Origin of the sequence: Achromobacter sp. 413638, from assembly GCF_043119405.1 — a bacterium.
Lineage (GTDB): Bacteria > Pseudomonadota > Gammaproteobacteria > Burkholderiales > Burkholderiaceae_B > Achromobacter.
Window position 1 is genome coordinate 59,876 of the sequence record NZ_JBICCO010000003.1, and the last position, 16,129, is coordinate 76,004.

Sequence of the window (16,129 nt, forward strand, 5' to 3'; positions counted from 1 at the left end):
TGCAGCGCGGGGTCACGTACCGGCTGACCGCCGGATTTCACAGCGCCGCGCGCACCGCCCAGCGGGCGGCCGCCACCAGCAGCGTCACCAGCACGGCCGCCATCAACAGCCCCGTCGCGATGACGTGGCCGGGCTTGTTGCCCGCGATGTCGGCATCGTAATCGCGCCGGCGGCGTATTCCGAGAAACCCCCACAACACGGTCTTGACCGTGCGCAAGAAAGCCCGCATGCCCTGCTCCTGTCGTGATGTCGTCCAGGCAATGTAGGCCGGCGTGGCGCCGCGTGGCAGGCGCAGCTGCGGCTCAATCGGGCGTAGCAGATGTCGCGCCGTCCGGCAGGGCAATGCCGCGCACGATATGGTCCAGCAGCTCCCGCGCGGCCGGGGACACATGGCGGCCGGCCCGGCTCAGCACCTGCAGGCTGCCCTGGTTCAGGATCGGATTGGACAGCGGCAGGCTGGCCAGGCGCTGCGCGCGCAGGTCGGCGGTGACGGCGATGGGCGGAGTCAGCGCGTAGCCGATGCCGGTGGCGGCGAACTGCCACAGCGCCTTGAAGGACGAGGTGGTCAGCACATTGCGCAGCCGCACCTGTTCGCTGATCTCGGCGGCCTGGATGTGCTGGCGCACGCCGAAGCCTTCCTGCATGGCGGCGCCGGGATAGTCGGCCAGATCGGTCAGCAGCAGCGGCCGGCGCAGGCGGGTGAGCGGATGGTCGTCGCGCACGATGGCGCGGATGGGCTCGGGCCGCGAGTAATGCGTGCGCAGCCGCGCGTCGTTGGGCGGCTGGAACACCAGGCCGATATAGGCCTGGTCGTCGATGATGCGCTGCGCGATCTCGGAGGTGCGCGCCACGTCGATGTCCAGCGTGACCTCGGGATGGCTGCGCCAGTAGCCCGGCAGCACGCGGTCGAACATCATTTCCACGAAGCCTTCGCCCAGCACCAGGTCGATATGGCCGCGCTCGGCCTTGCGCAGGCTGTCGATCTCGGAGAAGAAGCTGTCCTGGATGTCCTGCTGCCGTTTCACGTAGCGCGCCAGCATGTGGCCGGCGTCGGTCGGCACCAGGCCGCGTCCGCGCCGCTCGAACAGGGCCATGCCGCAATCGCGCTCCAGCGCGGCGATGGCCCGGCTGACGGCGGACGGGTCCATCTCCAGCAGCTCGGCCGCGCCGCGCACCGAGCCTCGGCTCATGACCTGCATGAAATAGTGGGTGCGGCGGGCGTCCAGGGTTTCGTCCATGGCGGGGGATCCAGATGCAAGAGCAGGGCGGCGGGCTTCAACAGGGCAGGATTGCGGCGGCAAACCCACACTTCCCTTCAGGGTTTACCCAGGCTTTCTGGCTGTTCATGCAAGAAATTCCCAGGAAACATTCAACCGTTGCATTTTACGCAACGTTTCTGCGCGGGCGATGTCATGGTTGCGGGGTGGGCGCGGGGCGAAAATCGCCCCTGCGCGTTCGCGCGCGTCCAGGGAGGACGCGGCGGATGCCGGCGGATGCGCGCGCGGATCCGCCCGCTTTCTTCCAATAGCTACTCACGTACTCCAGGGGAATCCCATGTCTCACGCCAGCGCCAGCCTGGCCGCGCCTTCGATGTCGCTGTCCAGCCGCATCCGCATGCTTGTCGTCATCCTGATGGTGGTGCTCATTTCCGAGGCCATCGGCAGCATGACCTTCGCGGTCGGTCCGGGCAAGATCGTGCTGCAGCCCATGCTCTGGGCCATCTTCATCGGCGCGGTGGTCGCGGCCCTGGGCCAGCGCCTGCCCGCCGGCGCCGGCGTGGACACCGCCATGCAGACGCGCATCAGCGGCTATCTGCAATACGCGCTGCTGCCCTTCCTGGCCAAGCTCGGCCTGATGGTGGGCGGCGCGCTGCCTCAGGTGCGCGAAGCCGGCTGGGCCCTGGTGTTCCAGGAGTTCGGCCACTTCTTCGGCACCATGGCCGTGGGCCTGCCGCTGGCGCTGCTGCTGGGCATCAAGCGCGAGGCCATCGGCGCCACCTTCTCGGTGGGCCGCGAGCCCAGCCTGGCCATCATCGGCGAGCGCTACGGCATGAACTCGCCGGAAGGCCGAGGCGTGATGGCCGAGTACATCACCGGCACCGTGATCGGCGCGCTGTTCGTGGCGCTGCTGGCCGGCTTCATCACCAGCCTGAACATCTTCGATCCGCGTTCGCTGGCCATGGGCGCGGGCGTGGGCTCGGGCAGCATGATGGCCGCCGGCGTGGGCGCCATCGCCTCGCAGCAGACCCCGGAAATGGCGCACCAGGTGGCCGCGCTGGCCGCCGCCGCCAACCTGCTCACCACCGTCGTGGGCGTGTATTTCACGCTGTTCATCTCGCTGCCGACCACCATCTGGCTGTACGGCAAGCTCGAGCCGGTGCTGGGCCGTTTCTCGCGCGCCAAGGCCGACGAGGCCGTCGCCGCCGATGCCGTGGCCGACGAGACGCCCGCCCACGGCTCCAAGCTGGGCTTCGGCGATCGCCTCACCGCCTATGCGGTCTGCGGCCTGTTCGCGCTGGTGGGCAACCAGTTCGGCTACAAGGTGCCGATCCTGGACGCGCTGCCGGGCATGCTCATCATCCTGGCGCTGGTGGTGCTGACCGACCTGCTGCTGCGCGTGATCCCCAAGCTGCCGGCCGTGTTCGTGCTGTCGGTGCTGGCCATGACCGCCGGCTGCCCCGGCGTGCTGCCGTACTCCGAGCAGATCATCGCGCTGGTGGGCAAGGTCAACTTCCTGCCCTTCACCACGGTGATCCTGGCGATGGCCGGCCTGTCCATCCTCAAGGACCTGCCCGCCTTCCGCAAGCTGGGCTGGAAGATCGTGGTCGTGTCGCTGGCCGCCAACGCCGGCACCTTCCTGGGCGCGACGATGATCGCCGAGTTCTTCCACTGAAGCGGCGCGTTGCCTCGATGAAAGAAGCCACCCTTCGGGTGGCTTTTTTCATGCGTCTTGTTGTGCGATGACGGGCCAGGCGTTCACCCGCCTCGCCGCGGCCGACCCGTTGCGGCCAGGGCCAGGGGCGGCGACTAGGTCCGCGCGCCTGGACGGTAGCGCGCGTTGTCGGTGGCGTTCTCGACGGGGCCGATGTTGGCGACCTTCGGGATGCCCAGGCCGGCGGCCTTCAATGCCACGGCCGTCTGCAATTCCTGGACCTGCGGATTGCCCATGGCGACGCGGTAGGGTTGCAGCGGCGTCAGGCCGGCGATGGTGCCCAGGTCCTGCGCGCCATTGGCGGACGGCTGGACGGGGGCGGCGACGAAGTCGTCGATGGCCCGGCGCATGCGGAAATCCGCGTGCTGGTCGCGCAGCAGGTCGACATCGACTGCGGGTTGTGCGGGCGAGGCGGCGAGGGCGGGCGCGCGTGGCGCGATGGCCGTGGCCGCGCGCGCGTCGCTTGCCGGGACGTCCGCGAGGCGTGTATGGGAGACGGGCTGCGTATTGCGGCCCGCCCGCAACTGCGCGGCGCGTTGCGCCTGGCGGGCGGTGAATTCGGTTTCCCAGACCGGGCGGGTGTCGTCCAGCAGGGGGATGCGCGCCGGATACGGGGCGGCGACGCGGGGCACGGGCGAAATCGCGGCGATGTTCATGCGGGGCTCCCTGGGCGTCCGGGACTGAAGGCTTGGAGCGTGCCGGCGGGGCGGGCGTTCCGCCCGGCCAGGCAAGTCCAATGTACTCCTGTCGCGCGGCCGGCGCCATGCGCCCCTACCAGGCCGGAGGGGGTCAGCGCGCGCCGCTTGCCTTGTCCGCCGGGCCGGCCTCCGGCTGCTCCGGATCGCCGGCGAACAGACGCATCAGCGAGTCGCCGCGCGGCGTGATGAAGTCGTCCAGGCGCCAGCATCGCGCGCCTTCCTTCTTCAGCGCCAGGTGCGCCGCGTGTTTGCCGGGCGCGGCGCCGGGATCCAGCACGAAGGCATAACGCATGGCCACCACCGCCGCGTCTTCCTGCACGGATTCGGCCTCGAAGGCGATGGGCTCGGCGATGTCGCCGTCCTGCGCGCCGAGCCAGGGATCGTAGTCCAGGCGGCCGACCTCGCCCTTGGCGTAGGCCCATTCCTTGCGCAGCACCGCGTCGAACGCGGGTGTAAACAGCGCCGGGTCGTGGCGCTTGGCGTTCCAGTGGAAGTCGGCGTGCCTCTTCTGGAAATCACGCGCCCATTGCTCGGGAGCGGGACAACCCGCGTAGGCGGGGAGGGCGGCGGCGCACAGGACGAGCGTCAAAAGGCGTTTCATCGGAACGGATCTTTCTGCAAGGGGCTGGCCGGAAGTGGCGTTGCCGCAGCATAGCGCAGTTCCGCAGAGCAGCCGATGCGAGCGCGTCGGCGAAAAAAAAGCCCCTGGCTTGCGCCAGGGGCCCAGCGGCGGCCCGATAGGCGCCGTACCAGGCGGGCGTCCGGCCCGGGGCCCGGCGGGAATCCCCAGTCCTCGCTGCCCGCCCCAAAAGCGGAGCGTCGCGCTCAGGCGTGCGGCAGCGTGGCCTGCATGGACGGGCGCTGGTTGAACGCGGCGAACCACGCGGCCACGGCGGGGAAGCCGGCGCGCCAGTCGTAGTCGGGATAGCGGAAGTCCAGGTAGCCCAGCGCGCAGCCGATGGTGATGGTGCCGATGTCCACGCGCTGCGCCAGCGCGGCGGTGTTCTGTTCCAGCAGCGCCAGGCCGTCGCGCACCTTGCCCATCTGGCCTTCGTACCAGCCGTCCCAGCGCAGCGCCTCGGGGCGCAGCACGGTTTCGTAGCGGGCCAGCAGCGCGGCGCCCAGCATCCCGTCGCCCAGCGACTGTTCCGTCAGCGCCTGCCAGCGCGGCTTGCCTTCCGCCGGGAACAGCGCGCCGCCGCCCAGGATGTTCAGGTATTCGCAGATCACGCGGCTGTCATACAGCACCTGGCCGTCATCGGTGAAGAAGGTCGGCACCTGGCCCAGCGGGTTGCTGGCGATGATGGTCTGGTCGCGCGCGACCGGGCCGGCCGCGCTGGGCAGCTTCTCGATGCGATCGGCCAGACCGAGTTCATGCGCGGCCACCAGGCATTTGCGCACGAAGGGAGAGGCGGGGGAGAAATAGATTTTCATGAAAGGATCCTTGTCGGTTGCTGGCGTCAGGAAGTCGCGCCGGCCAGGTGGCGTCCGGCCACCCAGCCGAAGGTCAGGGCCGGGCCCAGGGTGATGCCGGGCGCCGGGTAGGCGCCGCCCATCACGGATTGCATGTCGTTGCCCGCCACGTACAGGCCGGCGATGGGCCGGCCGGCGTCGTCGATCGCCTGGGCGTGTTCGTTGGCGGCGATGCCGCAGGCGGTGCCGATGTCGCCGGGGTAGACCTTCACCGCGTAATAGGGGCCGTCGCCCAGCGGTGCCAGGCACGGGTTGGGCTGGTGCTCGGGATCGCCCAGGTAGCGGTTGTAGGCCGTGCCGCCCTTGCCGAAGTCGGGGTCTTGTCCCTGTGCCGCGTGCGCGTCGTGGCGCGCGACCGTGGCCTGCAGCTTGTCGGCGGGCACGCACAGGCGGCTGGCCAGCGCGGCCAGCGTCGGCGCCTGCAGCAGATAGCCGGCGTCGATCAGGTGCTGGCGCGGGCGTCCGCCGGGCAGGGCCAGGCCCAGGCCCCAGGTGTCGATGAAGCGCTGGCCGCAGACCAGGAAGGCCGGGACGGCGTCGGCGGGCGAGCGCTGCATGGCCTGCACGAACTCATGGTACGAGGTCGATTCATTGACGAAGCGCTCGCCCTGGGCATTGACGGCGATCAGGCCGGGCTTGGCGCGGTCCCACACCAGATGCGGATAGTGCAGCGGCGGCTGGCCGGGGCGTTCCAGCACCGACACGGGCGCCCAGAACGCCGGGCTGGCGTAGCCGCTGCCCAGCGCCGCGCCGGCGTGCTCGGCCAGGCGGATGCCGTCGCCGGCGTTGTCGCGCGGCGACATGGACCACAGGCCGGCGGGCTTGGGATAGGTCTGCTCGCGCCGCTTCGCGTCCCACGGAAAACCGCCGGTGGCCATGACCACGCCCCGGCGCGCGCGGATGTTCAGCGTCTTGCTCTCGCGCGTCACGGCCAGCCCCAGCACGCGGCCATTGGCGTCGCGATGCAGCGTCCGCGCGGCGGTGTTCAGCCAATAGGGGATGCCGCGCCGGATCAGGCCGTGGAACAGCTGGGCCGCCAGCGCGTTGCCCAGCAGCAGCCGCGTGCCGCGATGACGGCCGCCGAGGCGGTCGGCGGCGTAGCGCAGCACCAGCTTCATGCTGTGGCGCCAGGCCGTGAACGAGCGGGTGGCGCGCAGCAGGTGCCGCACGTCGGTGATGTTGACCATCATGCCGCCCAGCACGGTGAATTCCTTGAGCGGGTCGCGCAGCTCGCGGAACTTCGCGCCGAGCTTGCGGCCGTCGAACTCCACCGGATCCAGCGAGCGTCCGCCCATGGCTGCGCCCGGACGGTCAGGATAATAGTCGGGCGAGGCGGTGCGCGCGGCCACCTGCAAGTGGCCGCGCTCGACCAGGTAGTCCATCATGCGCGGCCCGGCTTCCAGGTAGGCGCGCTTCATCGCGTCGGAGGACGCGGCGCCCACGGTCTGCTGCAGATAGGTCCAGACCTGTTCGAAGGTGTCGGGATGGCCGGCGCCCTCGCTCTGCGCGTTCAGCGGGATCCACAGCGCGCCGCCGGAGATGGCGGTGGAGCCGCCGATGCGGTCGGTCTTCTCGACCAGCAGCACGTCCAGCCCTTCTTCGCGCGCCGTCAGCGCCGCGGCCATGCCGCCCGCGCCGGAGCCGACGACCAGCGCGTCGACCTCCAGGTCCCATTTGATGCCTTCCATGCTGCTCATGCTCCCGATCCGCCCAGCGATTTGCCGCCGTCCACGAAAATGACCTGGCCTGTGATGAAGTCCATGTGCGGCGCGGCCAGGAAGGACACGGCATTGGCGATGTCTTGCGGTTGCCCGGCGCGGCCCGTGGGCTGCAGCGCCAGTTGCGCGGCCAGCCGCTCGGGCGACAGGTTGCGCAGCAGCGGCGTGTCGATCAGGCCGGGCGCGATCGCATTGACCAGAATGCCGCGCGGCGCCAGTTCCATGGCCGAGGCGCGGGTATAGCCCACCAGCGCGGCCTTGGAGGCCACGTAGTGGGGATGGTTCTTCGCGCCCAGGTAGGCGCGCGAGGCGATGTTCACGATCTTGCCGCCCGGCGCCATGTCGCGCGCGGCTTCCTGCGTCAGCGTCGCCACGGCCAGCAGGTTCACTTCATACATGCGGCGGTAGTCGTCGCTGGACACGTCGAAGAACTTGCGCTCGTCGAACAGCCCGGCGTTGTTGACCAGCGCGGCCAGCGGCGCCAGTTCCCGCGCCAGCGCGCGGGTGGCGGCCTCGTCGGCCAGGTCGACGACGCGATGGTCCACGTCCAGGCCCTGCGCGCGCAGCGCGGCGGCTTCGCGCGCGGCCAGCTCGCCGTTGCGGTCGGCCATGACGACGGCGTAGCCGTCGCGCGCCAGCCGCTCGACGATGGCCAGGCCCATGCCGCTGGCGCCGCCGGTGACCAGGGCCTTGCCGGGGCTGGCCTTTGGCTCGCCGGCCGCCGCTGGCGTCGGACTCGATGCGTTCATGATGTCTCCTATACGGCGAGGTAGCCGCCGTCCACGGGCAGCACCACGCCGTTCACATAGCTGGCCATGTCCGAGGCCAGGAACAGGACCGGGCCGACGATCTCGTCGGCGCGGCCGGCGCGCGCCATGGGGGCGCGGCGCATGTACCAGTCGGTGCCGTGGTCCTGGGCGCGCTGGCCGGCCGTCATGTCGGTTTCCATCAGGCCGGGCGCCACGGCGTTGACCCGCACGCCATGCGGCGCCAGGTCGCGCGCCAGCACTTCGGTGAAGGAGCGCACGCCGCCCTTGGACACCACGTAGCCGGCGGTCGAGATGCCGCAGCCATAGGCGACGATGGAGCACAGGTTGACGATGGCGCCGCGCGCGGCCTTGAGCTGCTCGACGAAGGCATGCGTGACGTTGAACGCGCCCTGCAGATTCACGCCCATGAGACGGTCCCAGATCTCGGGCGTTTGCGGATCGTCGAAGGCCGCGCGGGCGGAGATGCCGGCGTTGTTGACCAGCACGTCGATATTGCCGTGGCGCGCCGCGCAATCGGCGGCGAAACCGCGCACCGCATCGGCGTCGGTGACATCCAGCGTGGCTTCGAAGGCGCGGCCGCCGGCATCGCGGATGGCCTGTGCGCTGGCGGTGGCCAGCGCCACGTCCAGGTCCGCGACGATAAGCCGCGCGCCCTCGCGCGCGAAGCCCGCCGCGATCGCCGCGCCCAGCCCGCGCCCGGCGCCCGTCACCAATACCAGCTTGTCTTGCATCGACGTCATCTCGTTCCTCCCGATCCACGCACCCACTTCAATACCGTTACCCAAGGCGCCGCGCGCCGCATGCCGCTGTCCTCCCCAAGCGCGGCCGCACGGATCCGGCTCCGCCGGTCCGTCGCGGCGCCCCCTTGGGGGGAGGCGCCGCAGGCGCTTCGGGGGACTAGCCGAGATACGCCTTCTGCACGGCCTCGTCCTCAGCCAGCGCGGCGGATTCGCCTTCGAGCGCCAGTTCGCCGTTCTCCAGGATGTAGGCGTAGCTGGATACCGACAGCGCCAGTTTCACGTTCTGTTCCACCAGCAGGATCGTGATGCCCTGCTCGCGGTTCAGGCGCAGGATGATCTCGAAGATCTGCTCCACCACCAGCGGCGACAGCCCCATGGACGGCTCGTCCAGCAGGATCATGCGGGGGCGCGCCATCATGGCGCGGCCGGTCGCCAGCATCTGCTGCTCGCCGCCGGACAGCGTCGCGGCCTTCTGCTCCAGGCGCTCGCGCAGCCGGGGGAAGGTGTCGCAGACGATGTCCAGGTCGCCCTTGATGGCGCCGCGGTCGCGCCGCAGGTAGGCGCCCATTTCCAGGTTCTCGCGCACGCTCATGTCGCGGAAGATCTCGCGGCCTTCGGGCACCTGCACGATGCCGCGTCCGACGATGGCGTCGGCCGGCAGGCGGTGAATGGCCTCGCCGGCGAAGCGCACGCCGCCGGCGGTGGGCGCGACCAGGCGCGAGATCACGTTCAGCGTGGTGGACTTGCCCGCGCCGTTGGCGCCCAGCAGCGCCACGATGGCGCCTTGCGGCACCTTCAGCGACACGTCCTGCAGGGCGCGGATATTGCCGTAGGCGGCCGATACCGCCTCGACTTCAAGCAGATAGTCAGCCACCGGCGGCTCCCTTGCCCAGATAGGCTTCGATGACGCGGGGGTTGCTGCGCACCTCCGCGGGCGTGCCCTCGGCGATCTTCTCGCCGAAGGACATCACCGTGATGCGATCCGAGATCGACATGACCAGCTGCATCACGTGCTCGACCAGCAGCACGGTGATGCCGTCGCGTTCGCACAGCTCGGTGAGCAGGCGGTCCAGCGTCTCGATCTCGCGGTTGCGCAGGCCGGCGGCGGGCTCGTCCAGCAGCAGCAGCTTGGGCGAGATCGCCAGCGCGCGGGCCAGTTCCAGCATCTTCTGGCGGCCGAAGTCCAGGCTGCACGCCGGCGTGTCCAGGAAGTCGGCCAGGCCGACGCGTTCGAGCAGGTGCTCGACGCGCTCGCGCGCCTCGGCGCCGGCGGGACGCAGCAGCGCGCCGGCCGTGGCCGCGCCGTGCGCGTAGGTGCCCAGCAGCGCGTTCTCGCGCACCGACAGCGCGCCGAACAGCTCCAGGTTCTGGAAGGTGCGCGCCACGCCCAGCGCCGCCATTTCATGCGGCTTCTTGCGCGTGATGTCGGCGCCGTCGAAGCTGATGCGGCCGCTGGTGGGACGGTAGTAGCGCGAGATGCAGTTGAAGGTGGTGGACTTGCCGGCGCCGTTCGGGCCGATCAGCGCGTGGATGCGGCCGCGCTCGACCTGCATGGACAGGCCGTTGATCGCGGTCAGGCCGCCGAACTTGACGGTCAGGCCCTGCACCTCGAGGTGGGGGTGCTGGCTCATGCGGCGCTCCCTTGCTTGGTCTTGGCGGCAACCACGGCGGACGCCGCCGCGCGGCGCGCGCCCTGGCGGCCGGCGAACAGCCCCTTGGGAGCGAACATCATGAAGCCCATGAGAATCACGCCATAGATGATTTCCTGGAACGACAGCGCCTGGCGCAGCAGTTCCGAGATCAGGCCGAAGATCAGCGCGCCGGCGATGGCGCCGCGCACCGAGCCGATGCCGCCCACCACCACCATGGTCAGGATCAGGATGGTGGTCTGGAAGCCCAGGCTTTCGGGATGGATGAAGGAGGCGAACAGCGTGTACATGCCGCCGGCGATGCCGGCATAGGCCGCCGACAGCGTGAAGGCCGCGCGCTTGACGGCGTTGACGTTCACGCCCATGGCCTGCGCCGCCACGTCGCTCTCGCGCACGGCGCGGAACGCCGAGCCCAGCTGCGAGCGCGACAGCAGCACGGTGGTCCACAACAGCAGCGCGGCGATCAGCACGACGAAGGGATAGGCCTTGATGTCCGACACCAGCTCGTAGCCGAACAGCGTGGCCGGCGAGATGCGGAAACCGTTGGAGCCGTTGGTGACGGCATCCCAGTTCAGGAACACCCACTGCATGGCCTCGCCGAAGGCGAAGGTGGACAGCGCCAGGTAGATGTCGCGCATGCGCAGCGCCAGGGCGCCGATCACATAGCCCATCAGGGCGGCCAGCAGGCCGCCGGCCACGATGGAGACGAAGAAGGGCGGATGCCAGAGGTTGTTGATCAGCCCGGCGGTGTAGATGCCCACGCCGTAGAAGGCGGCGTGCGACAGCGCGAACTGGCCGGTCTCGCCGATGACCAGGTGCAGGCCCAGGGCCAGCACCACGAACACCAGCAGCAGGTTGACGACGTAGATGACATAGCCGCTGGCGTAGAAGGGCAACACGGCCAGCGCGATGGCCATCAGCGCCAGCAGGGCGTGGTCGATGCGGTTGGTTTTCATACTTTCTTCACCTGCAGTTTGCCGCCCAGCAGGCCTTGCGGACGCAGCAGCAGCACGACCATGATGGCGACGAAGGGCGCGACCACGATGGCGTTGGTGGAAATGAACAGACCCACCAGGTTCTCGGCCACGCCGATCACGAAACCGCCGACCACGGCGCCGGGCAGGCTGGTGATGCCGCCCACGATGGCCGCGGCATAGGCCAGGATGGCGATGTGGCCGATGTCCGGGGTGATCAGGATCTTGGGCGTGATGAGCAGGGCCGCCACGGACGAGATCAAGCCGGCCAGCGCCCACACCAGCATGCGGATGCGGGCCAGGTTCACGCCGGTCAGGCGCGCCGCCTTGGGATTCATGCCGACGGCGCGCATGGCGCGGCCGACGCGGGTGTAGCGGAACATGCAGAACAGCAGCAGCATCACGGCCACCGCCACGGCGAAGATCACCAGGTCCAGCTGGGTCAGCACTGCGTCGCCGATGATGATGGCGTCGGTGGGCGCCAGCGGCGGCAGCGAGCGCGGCGTGTCGCCCAGGCCGCTCTGGCGCACCAGGCCCTTGAGCGCGTAGGCCAGGCCCAGCGTGGCGATCACCAGCTGCACGCCCACGCCCTTGGACGCGATCACGCGCTCCATCACCACGCGCTGGAACAGCGCGGCCACCACGGCCACCGCCAGCAGCGTGACGGGAATCACGACCAGGTAGGGCCAACCCAGCACCAGGGTAAGGAACAATGCGATGTAGCCCCCGACCATGAAGATCTCGCCCTGGGCGAAATTCGGCACGTCGGTGGTCTTGAATACGATGACGACGGCGACGGCCAGCAGCGCGTACACGCTGCCCGTCACCAGTCCCGACAGCACCCCCTGCTGCAGGAACAACCAGATATCGGCAAAACTCATGATGGTCTCCGGCGGCCCGCGCGATGCTGCGCCATCGCGCGGGCGCTGCCCGTGTGATTAAGGCTGGTACTGCCAGACGCTCTTGAAGGCGCCCGGGACCAGCGACATGCTGGTGCCGTCGAACTTGATGTAGATGGCCGATTCCTGAGCGGCGCGGTCATTCGGGCCGAACTCGATCGGACCCGCCATCACGCCGGAATCGAACTTCATGGTTTCCAGCGCGGCCAGCACCTTCTCGCGGGTGGGCTGCGGGCCGGCGGCCTTGAGCGCGTTGACCACCGCCATCGCCGGCGGGATGCCGTAGGGCATGTAGGTCTGCGGATGGCCGGGCTTGGCGGCGAGGTCGGGATAGGCCTGTTTGTACATGTCGTAGACCCAGGTCAGCTTGGGCCCGCCGGGCAGGTCGGACAGCACGTCCTGGATGTAGACGTTCTTGAAGGCGTCCTTGTTGCCGACGTTCTCCACCAGCTGCTTCAGGTCGGCGGTGCCGTTGACGGCCAGCACGATGGGCTTGTTCCAGCCCAGTTCCTGCGCCTTCTTGATGATCAGCGCGGCCGGACGGGCGTAGGTGGTCAGCAGCAGCACGTCGGGATTGGCCGCGCGGATCTTGAGCATGGGCGCGGTCACGTCGGTGATGTTCGGGTTCACCGACTGCACCTGCAGGTCCACGCCGCCCAGCTGCTTGGCCTGGGCGCGCGCGGCTTCCAGGTTCCAGCCGCCGTAGGCGTCATCGTGGTTGATGTAGCCGACCTTCCTGGCCTTCAGGTGTTCCGAGGCGAACTGCACCATCGAGCCGCCCACGGCGTGCTGCGAGATCGAGAACGCGCCGTAGATGTACTTGGACGGCGGATACAGCGCGCCGTCGCCAGAGGCGTTCAGCATCAGCAGCGGAATCTTCTCGCGCTCGACGTATTCGCGCGCGGCCACCACGGCGGCCGAGCAGGAGCCGCCGTTCAGCATGAAGACCTTGTCCTGTTCGGTCAGCTTCTTCACGGCCGCGACCAGGTCGTTGGCGTTGCAGCGATCGTCCTCGATCACCAGCTCCAGCTGGCGGCCATGGATGCCGCCTTCCTTGTTGATCTTGGCGTAGTACATCTTGGCCGCGTTCATCACGTCGAAGCCGTAGGCCATGCCGGCGCCGGACAGCGGCGCGAACACGCCGATCTTGATGGTCTTGTCGGTGATGCCCGGTTCCTGCTGGGCCTGGGCGCCGGTGGCGACCGCCCACGCGCAAAGCGCGGCGGCGGCGAAGCGACTGCTGGTCTTCATGGTTGTCTCCCGTTGCTGATCATTTTTTTGCCGTCAGGACCGTCCACGCCGGATGCTGCCCTGTGCGGCGGGCATGGCGCGAAGCGGACCGGGACTGGCGCTGGTCTGGGTACTGGTCTGGGTACTGGGCGGACATTGAAGCGCGCCGCGATAACTGCGGCTTCGGAGCCGCGATAAACGCCCCGCCCGTGAAGCGTCAAAGGTTGAAAGCGAATTGCAGAAGCGCACGCCGCGCACAAACGAGAAGGCCGCCTCATGGGCGGCCTTCTTCGTTCCAGGTAGCTGCGGGTCAGGTGGGCAGGTTCTTGACCAGCTCGGGCAGGCTGACTTGGCCCTCGGCAATGGCGCGGAGTTCCTCGTCCGGCAGCACCGACAGCAGGCTTGCGGCGCGGCGGTCGAGTTCCAGCCTGGCCATGCGTTGCCAGTCCTGGTAGTTGACGATGTGTGCCCGGTTGGCTGGGTTGTTGCGGGTGTAGCCGCCGAGGTAGTCGGCCAGGCTCTGCTCGATGGACGTCATCATGCAGCCCTCCGGTGGTGGTCAACCATTCCTGCCAGGTAGGCAGCTTCCAGGGCAGCCTTGACCGACCAGACCGCCAGGTCGTGGAAGTCCTGGCGGTCCGAGTTCCTCGTTTCCAGGGTTTCCAGGCCCAGCGTGGTGGCGGCGATGGCCAGGAGATGCTCCTGGGCGGCGGGTGAAAGGGTTGGCATGGCCATGTGGTTCTCCTTGCGTTGCGATGGCACCAGTACCGCTCTACCTGGCCGAACAGTCAACCGCCTGGCTTGTAATTCATCACCAACAGTTCGCCGCGCTCCTGCCGCCCAGCCCCGGACTTGCCGAGCGTGTAGCGGATGGCCAGGCTTTTCATCGTCAGCCCCTTGAACGCCTGGCGCATGGCCGGGATGTCGTTCACTGTGACGGCCGCCTTGCCCTTCATCGTGCGCAGCAGCTCGGCCATGCGGTCGTACTGCTCCATGCCGAACTCGACGCCGTAGCCTTCGGTGCCGTAGTACGGCGGGTCGCAGAAGAACAGGGTGTGCTCGCGGTCATAGCGCGTGATGCAGGCGTGCCAGTCAAGGTTCTCGATGTTGACCTGGTGCAGCCGCAGGTGCGCCGCGCTCAAGTCTTCCTCCAGGCGCAGCAGGTTGAGGCGCATCGGGGCTGTGGTGGACGTACCGTAGGTCTGGCCGTCCACCTTGCCACCGAAGGCCAGCTTCTGGAGGTAGAAGAAGCGCGCCGCCCGCTGGATGTCCGTGAGGGTGTCTGGCTTCGTCTCCCGGAGCCAGGCGTACATCTGGCGGCTGGTGAGCGACCAGCGGAACTGCCGCATGAACTCATCCAGGTGGTGCTGCACCACGCGGTACAGGCAGACCAGGTCGCCATTCACATCGTTGAGCACCTCGACCTTGCTGGGCGGCTTGGAGAAGAACAGGCCAGCCGCACCCGCGAACGGCTCGACGTAGCAGGTGTGCTCCGGCAGGAGCGGGAGAATATGCGGAGCCAGGCGGCGCTTGCCGCCCACCCAGGGGACAAGCGGCACCGCCTGGACGTCATCGAAGTGGGCCTGCGCCCTCGCTTTCTTGGAGCCTTCCATCGGGCATCCTTTCAATACTGGACGCTCGACGGCGTTCTGGTGGGAGGCTCTCGGCCTTCAAGACGTTGAGCGCCCGGCAACGCGGGCACTTAATTACAAGGCGGGTGAACACCCCCTCTCCCAACTTGCGGGAGCAAGCAGCACAGCGAATCTCTCTCATGGAACAAGCCTTTTCTGCAAATCATTTGCAGATTCTGGTAGGCTAGAACCGCCTGGTACCGGGTGGCGGGCCTTAGCCGGTCTTGCAGGCTTGTGCTGCTTGATTGGGGTTCCGTCCGGTGTTCCAGCACCGGGTGGGGTCGCCCGTCTTTTTCAGACGGTAGCATCCGGCTTTTCCCCACCCGCCGCCATTCAAGCGTTTTAGTTTTGCTTTGTCGGCAAGGGCGGCCTGACTGGATAGAAGCGCCTCATCTTCGGCGGCAGCTTGCGCACCAGGTCGGGATTGACCTCGCGGATGGTGCGCCACATGAACCCCAGCGAGTGCGAATGCTTGGCATGGCCCAGCAGCGATATGACGCTGTCCGCCTTCCCCCTCTTGGCCGCCCGCCGGAACTTGAACAGGCTGTATTTGCGGATGAACTTGGCCCGCCGCCAGGTGCGGTAGCCCACAAAGTTCACCCCGCGCTGGGTCTTGGCCATCGTCCACTTCGACAGCTCCAGGTGCAGCTCATCGTGCAGGAACGCTTCGATGCGCGCCTTGTGTTCCAGGCACTGTTCCCGGTCGAGGTCGAACAAGATGAAGTCATCCACGTAGCGGCAGTAGAGCTTCACCTTCAGCTCGCGCTTCACGAAGTGGTCGAGGGCGTTGAGATAGACCAGCGCATAGACCTGTGAAAGCAGGTTGCCGATAGGGATGCCCAGCGGCTCCGGCAACTCGGCGAACTTCATCATGATGTCCACCATCCGCCGATCTTTGATCTTGCGCTCGATGAGCTGGCGCAGGATGCCCCGGTCGATACGGTAAAAGAATTTCCTGATGTCGAGCTTGAGGGTGTAACTGTCGGGGCGGCTTTTCCGCAGCGCCTCCATCGCGTACTCGGAAGCCTTGTGCGTGCCCTTGCCAATCCGGCAGGCGTAGGACTGGTCGATGAATGTGCGCTCGAAGATCGGGCGGATGACAGCATAGATGGCGTGCTGCACCACGATGTCGCCGAACCACGGGGCGCAGATTTCGCGGGTCTTGGGTTCATGCACCAGGAACCGCTTGTAGCCGCGAACCTCGTAGCTGCCATCATGCAGACGGCGGTGCAGCCAATCGAGCACGGCCCCGGCGCGGATGTCGAACCAAAAGCAGGCTTTGCGCAGGCGCTTTCCGCGCCTGGCCTCGACGTAGGCATCGAACAGTGCCTCGCGGGTGAAGGTCTGCTCAAACAGGTTTCCGTGCCGTTTCATTGCCCCTCCATTCCAAAAAAAACTCCGCGCTGGTCTTCGGGA

The 16,129-nt window shown here is 68.2% G+C and carries 19 protein-coding genes; 1 reads left to right on the forward strand and 18 read right to left on the reverse strand.

The window, feature by feature from the left end; all coding sequences use genetic code 11:
• Positions 1 to 37 precede the first annotated feature (37 nt).
• Together ACEU5R_RS02130 and ACEU5R_RS02135 are read right to left on the reverse strand one after the other, a co-directional pair.
• Positions 38 to 229, reverse strand: a complete 192-nt coding sequence (locus tag ACEU5R_RS02130) for a DUF2970 domain-containing protein (RefSeq protein WP_103271358.1) — start codon at positions 227 to 229, stop codon at positions 38 to 40.
• Between the two features lie 73 nt (positions 230 to 302).
• A complete protein-coding gene (locus tag ACEU5R_RS02135; protein WP_392408968.1) occupies positions 303 to 1,238 on the reverse strand; it encodes a LysR family transcriptional regulator in 936 nt (311 codons plus the stop codon).
• Between the two features lie 316 nt (positions 1,239 to 1,554).
• Here ACEU5R_RS02135 and ACEU5R_RS02140 point away from each other — a divergent pair, with 316 nt between their 5' ends.
• A complete protein-coding gene (locus ACEU5R_RS02140) occupies positions 1,555 to 2,892 on the forward strand; it encodes a DUF3100 domain-containing protein (protein WP_103271356.1) in 1,338 nt (445 codons plus the stop codon).
• Between the two features lie 134 nt (positions 2,893 to 3,026).
• Here the strand turns inward: ACEU5R_RS02140 and ACEU5R_RS02145 are convergent, their stop codons facing one another.
• The 16 genes from ACEU5R_RS02145 to ACEU5R_RS02220 form a co-directional block, all read right to left on the reverse strand.
• Complete coding sequence (locus tag ACEU5R_RS02145) at positions 3,027 to 3,587, reverse strand: hypothetical protein (RefSeq protein ID WP_392408969.1); 561 nt, start codon at positions 3,585 to 3,587, stop codon at positions 3,027 to 3,029.
• A 133-nt stretch (positions 3,588 to 3,720) separates the two neighbouring features.
• A complete protein-coding gene (locus tag ACEU5R_RS02150) occupies positions 3,721 to 4,230 on the reverse strand; it encodes a hypothetical protein (protein ID WP_392408970.1) in 510 nt (169 codons plus the stop codon).
• A 224-nt stretch (positions 4,231 to 4,454) separates the two neighbouring features.
• A complete protein-coding gene (locus ACEU5R_RS02155; protein WP_392408971.1) occupies positions 4,455 to 5,063 on the reverse strand; it encodes a glutathione S-transferase in 609 nt (202 codons plus the stop codon).
• 26 nt (positions 5,064 to 5,089) lie between these two features.
• The gene (locus ACEU5R_RS02160) at positions 5,090 to 6,790 is read right to left on the reverse strand and encodes an FAD-dependent oxidoreductase (protein WP_392409003.1); all 1,701 of its coding nucleotides are present in this window, start codon (positions 6,788 to 6,790) and stop codon (positions 5,090 to 5,092) included.
• 5 nt (positions 6,791 to 6,795) lie between these two features.
• On the reverse strand, positions 6,796 to 7,569 hold the full coding sequence (locus ACEU5R_RS02165; RefSeq protein ID WP_103271350.1) for an SDR family NAD(P)-dependent oxidoreductase: 774 nt from the start codon (positions 7,567 to 7,569) through the stop codon (positions 6,796 to 6,798).
• 8 nt (positions 7,570 to 7,577) lie between these two features.
• Complete coding sequence (locus tag ACEU5R_RS02170) at positions 7,578 to 8,330, reverse strand: SDR family NAD(P)-dependent oxidoreductase (protein WP_392408972.1); 753 nt, start codon at positions 8,328 to 8,330, stop codon at positions 7,578 to 7,580.
• 157 nt (positions 8,331 to 8,487) lie between these two features.
• On the reverse strand, positions 8,488 to 9,204 hold the full coding sequence (locus tag ACEU5R_RS02175; RefSeq protein ID WP_103271348.1) for an ABC transporter ATP-binding protein: 717 nt from the start codon (positions 9,202 to 9,204) through the stop codon (positions 8,488 to 8,490).
• Positions 9,197 to 9,961 (reverse strand): ABC transporter ATP-binding protein, encoded by a 765-nt coding sequence (locus ACEU5R_RS02180; RefSeq protein ID WP_103271347.1) that lies wholly within the window; start codon positions 9,959 to 9,961, stop codon positions 9,197 to 9,199. The genes ACEU5R_RS02175 and ACEU5R_RS02180 overlap by 8 nt, the downstream gene beginning before the upstream one ends.
• On the reverse strand, positions 9,958 to 10,935 hold the full coding sequence (locus ACEU5R_RS02185; protein WP_392408973.1) for a branched-chain amino acid ABC transporter permease: 978 nt from the start codon (positions 10,933 to 10,935) through the stop codon (positions 9,958 to 9,960). Before ACEU5R_RS02185 ends, ACEU5R_RS02180 begins: the two co-directional genes overlap by 4 nt.
• Positions 10,932 to 11,834 carry a branched-chain amino acid ABC transporter permease gene (locus ACEU5R_RS02190; protein ID WP_103271345.1) on the reverse strand — a complete coding sequence of 301 codons (903 nt, stop codon included), beginning with the start codon at positions 11,832 to 11,834 and terminating at the stop codon, positions 10,932 to 10,934. Before ACEU5R_RS02190 ends, ACEU5R_RS02185 begins: the two co-directional genes overlap by 4 nt.
• 57 nt (positions 11,835 to 11,891) lie before the next feature.
• The gene (locus ACEU5R_RS02195; RefSeq protein WP_392408974.1) at positions 11,892 to 13,103 is read right to left on the reverse strand and encodes an ABC transporter substrate-binding protein; all 1,212 of its coding nucleotides are present in this window, start codon (positions 13,101 to 13,103) and stop codon (positions 11,892 to 11,894) included.
• A gap of 289 nt (positions 13,104 to 13,392) precedes the next feature.
• Complete coding sequence (locus ACEU5R_RS02200) at positions 13,393 to 13,623, reverse strand: hypothetical protein (RefSeq protein ID WP_213732129.1); 231 nt, start codon at positions 13,621 to 13,623, stop codon at positions 13,393 to 13,395.
• A complete protein-coding gene (locus ACEU5R_RS02205) occupies positions 13,620 to 13,817 on the reverse strand; it encodes a DUF6900 domain-containing protein (protein WP_250134382.1) in 198 nt (65 codons plus the stop codon). The genes ACEU5R_RS02200 and ACEU5R_RS02205 overlap by 4 nt, the downstream gene beginning before the upstream one ends.
• A gap of 53 nt (positions 13,818 to 13,870) precedes the next feature.
• Positions 13,871 to 14,695 (reverse strand): DNA adenine methylase, encoded by an 825-nt coding sequence (locus ACEU5R_RS02210; protein ID WP_213732128.1) that lies wholly within the window; start codon positions 14,693 to 14,695, stop codon positions 13,871 to 13,873.
• On the reverse strand, positions 14,652 to 14,855 hold the full coding sequence (locus tag ACEU5R_RS02215; protein ID WP_072270446.1) for a Com family DNA-binding transcriptional regulator: 204 nt from the start codon (positions 14,853 to 14,855) through the stop codon (positions 14,652 to 14,654). Before ACEU5R_RS02215 ends, ACEU5R_RS02210 begins: the two co-directional genes overlap by 44 nt.
• A 200-nt stretch (positions 14,856 to 15,055) precedes the next feature.
• Positions 15,056 to 16,087, reverse strand: a complete 1,032-nt coding sequence (locus ACEU5R_RS02220; RefSeq protein WP_213732127.1) for a reverse transcriptase/maturase family protein — start codon at positions 16,085 to 16,087, stop codon at positions 15,056 to 15,058.
• Between the last annotated feature and the right edge of the window lie 42 nt (positions 16,088 to 16,129).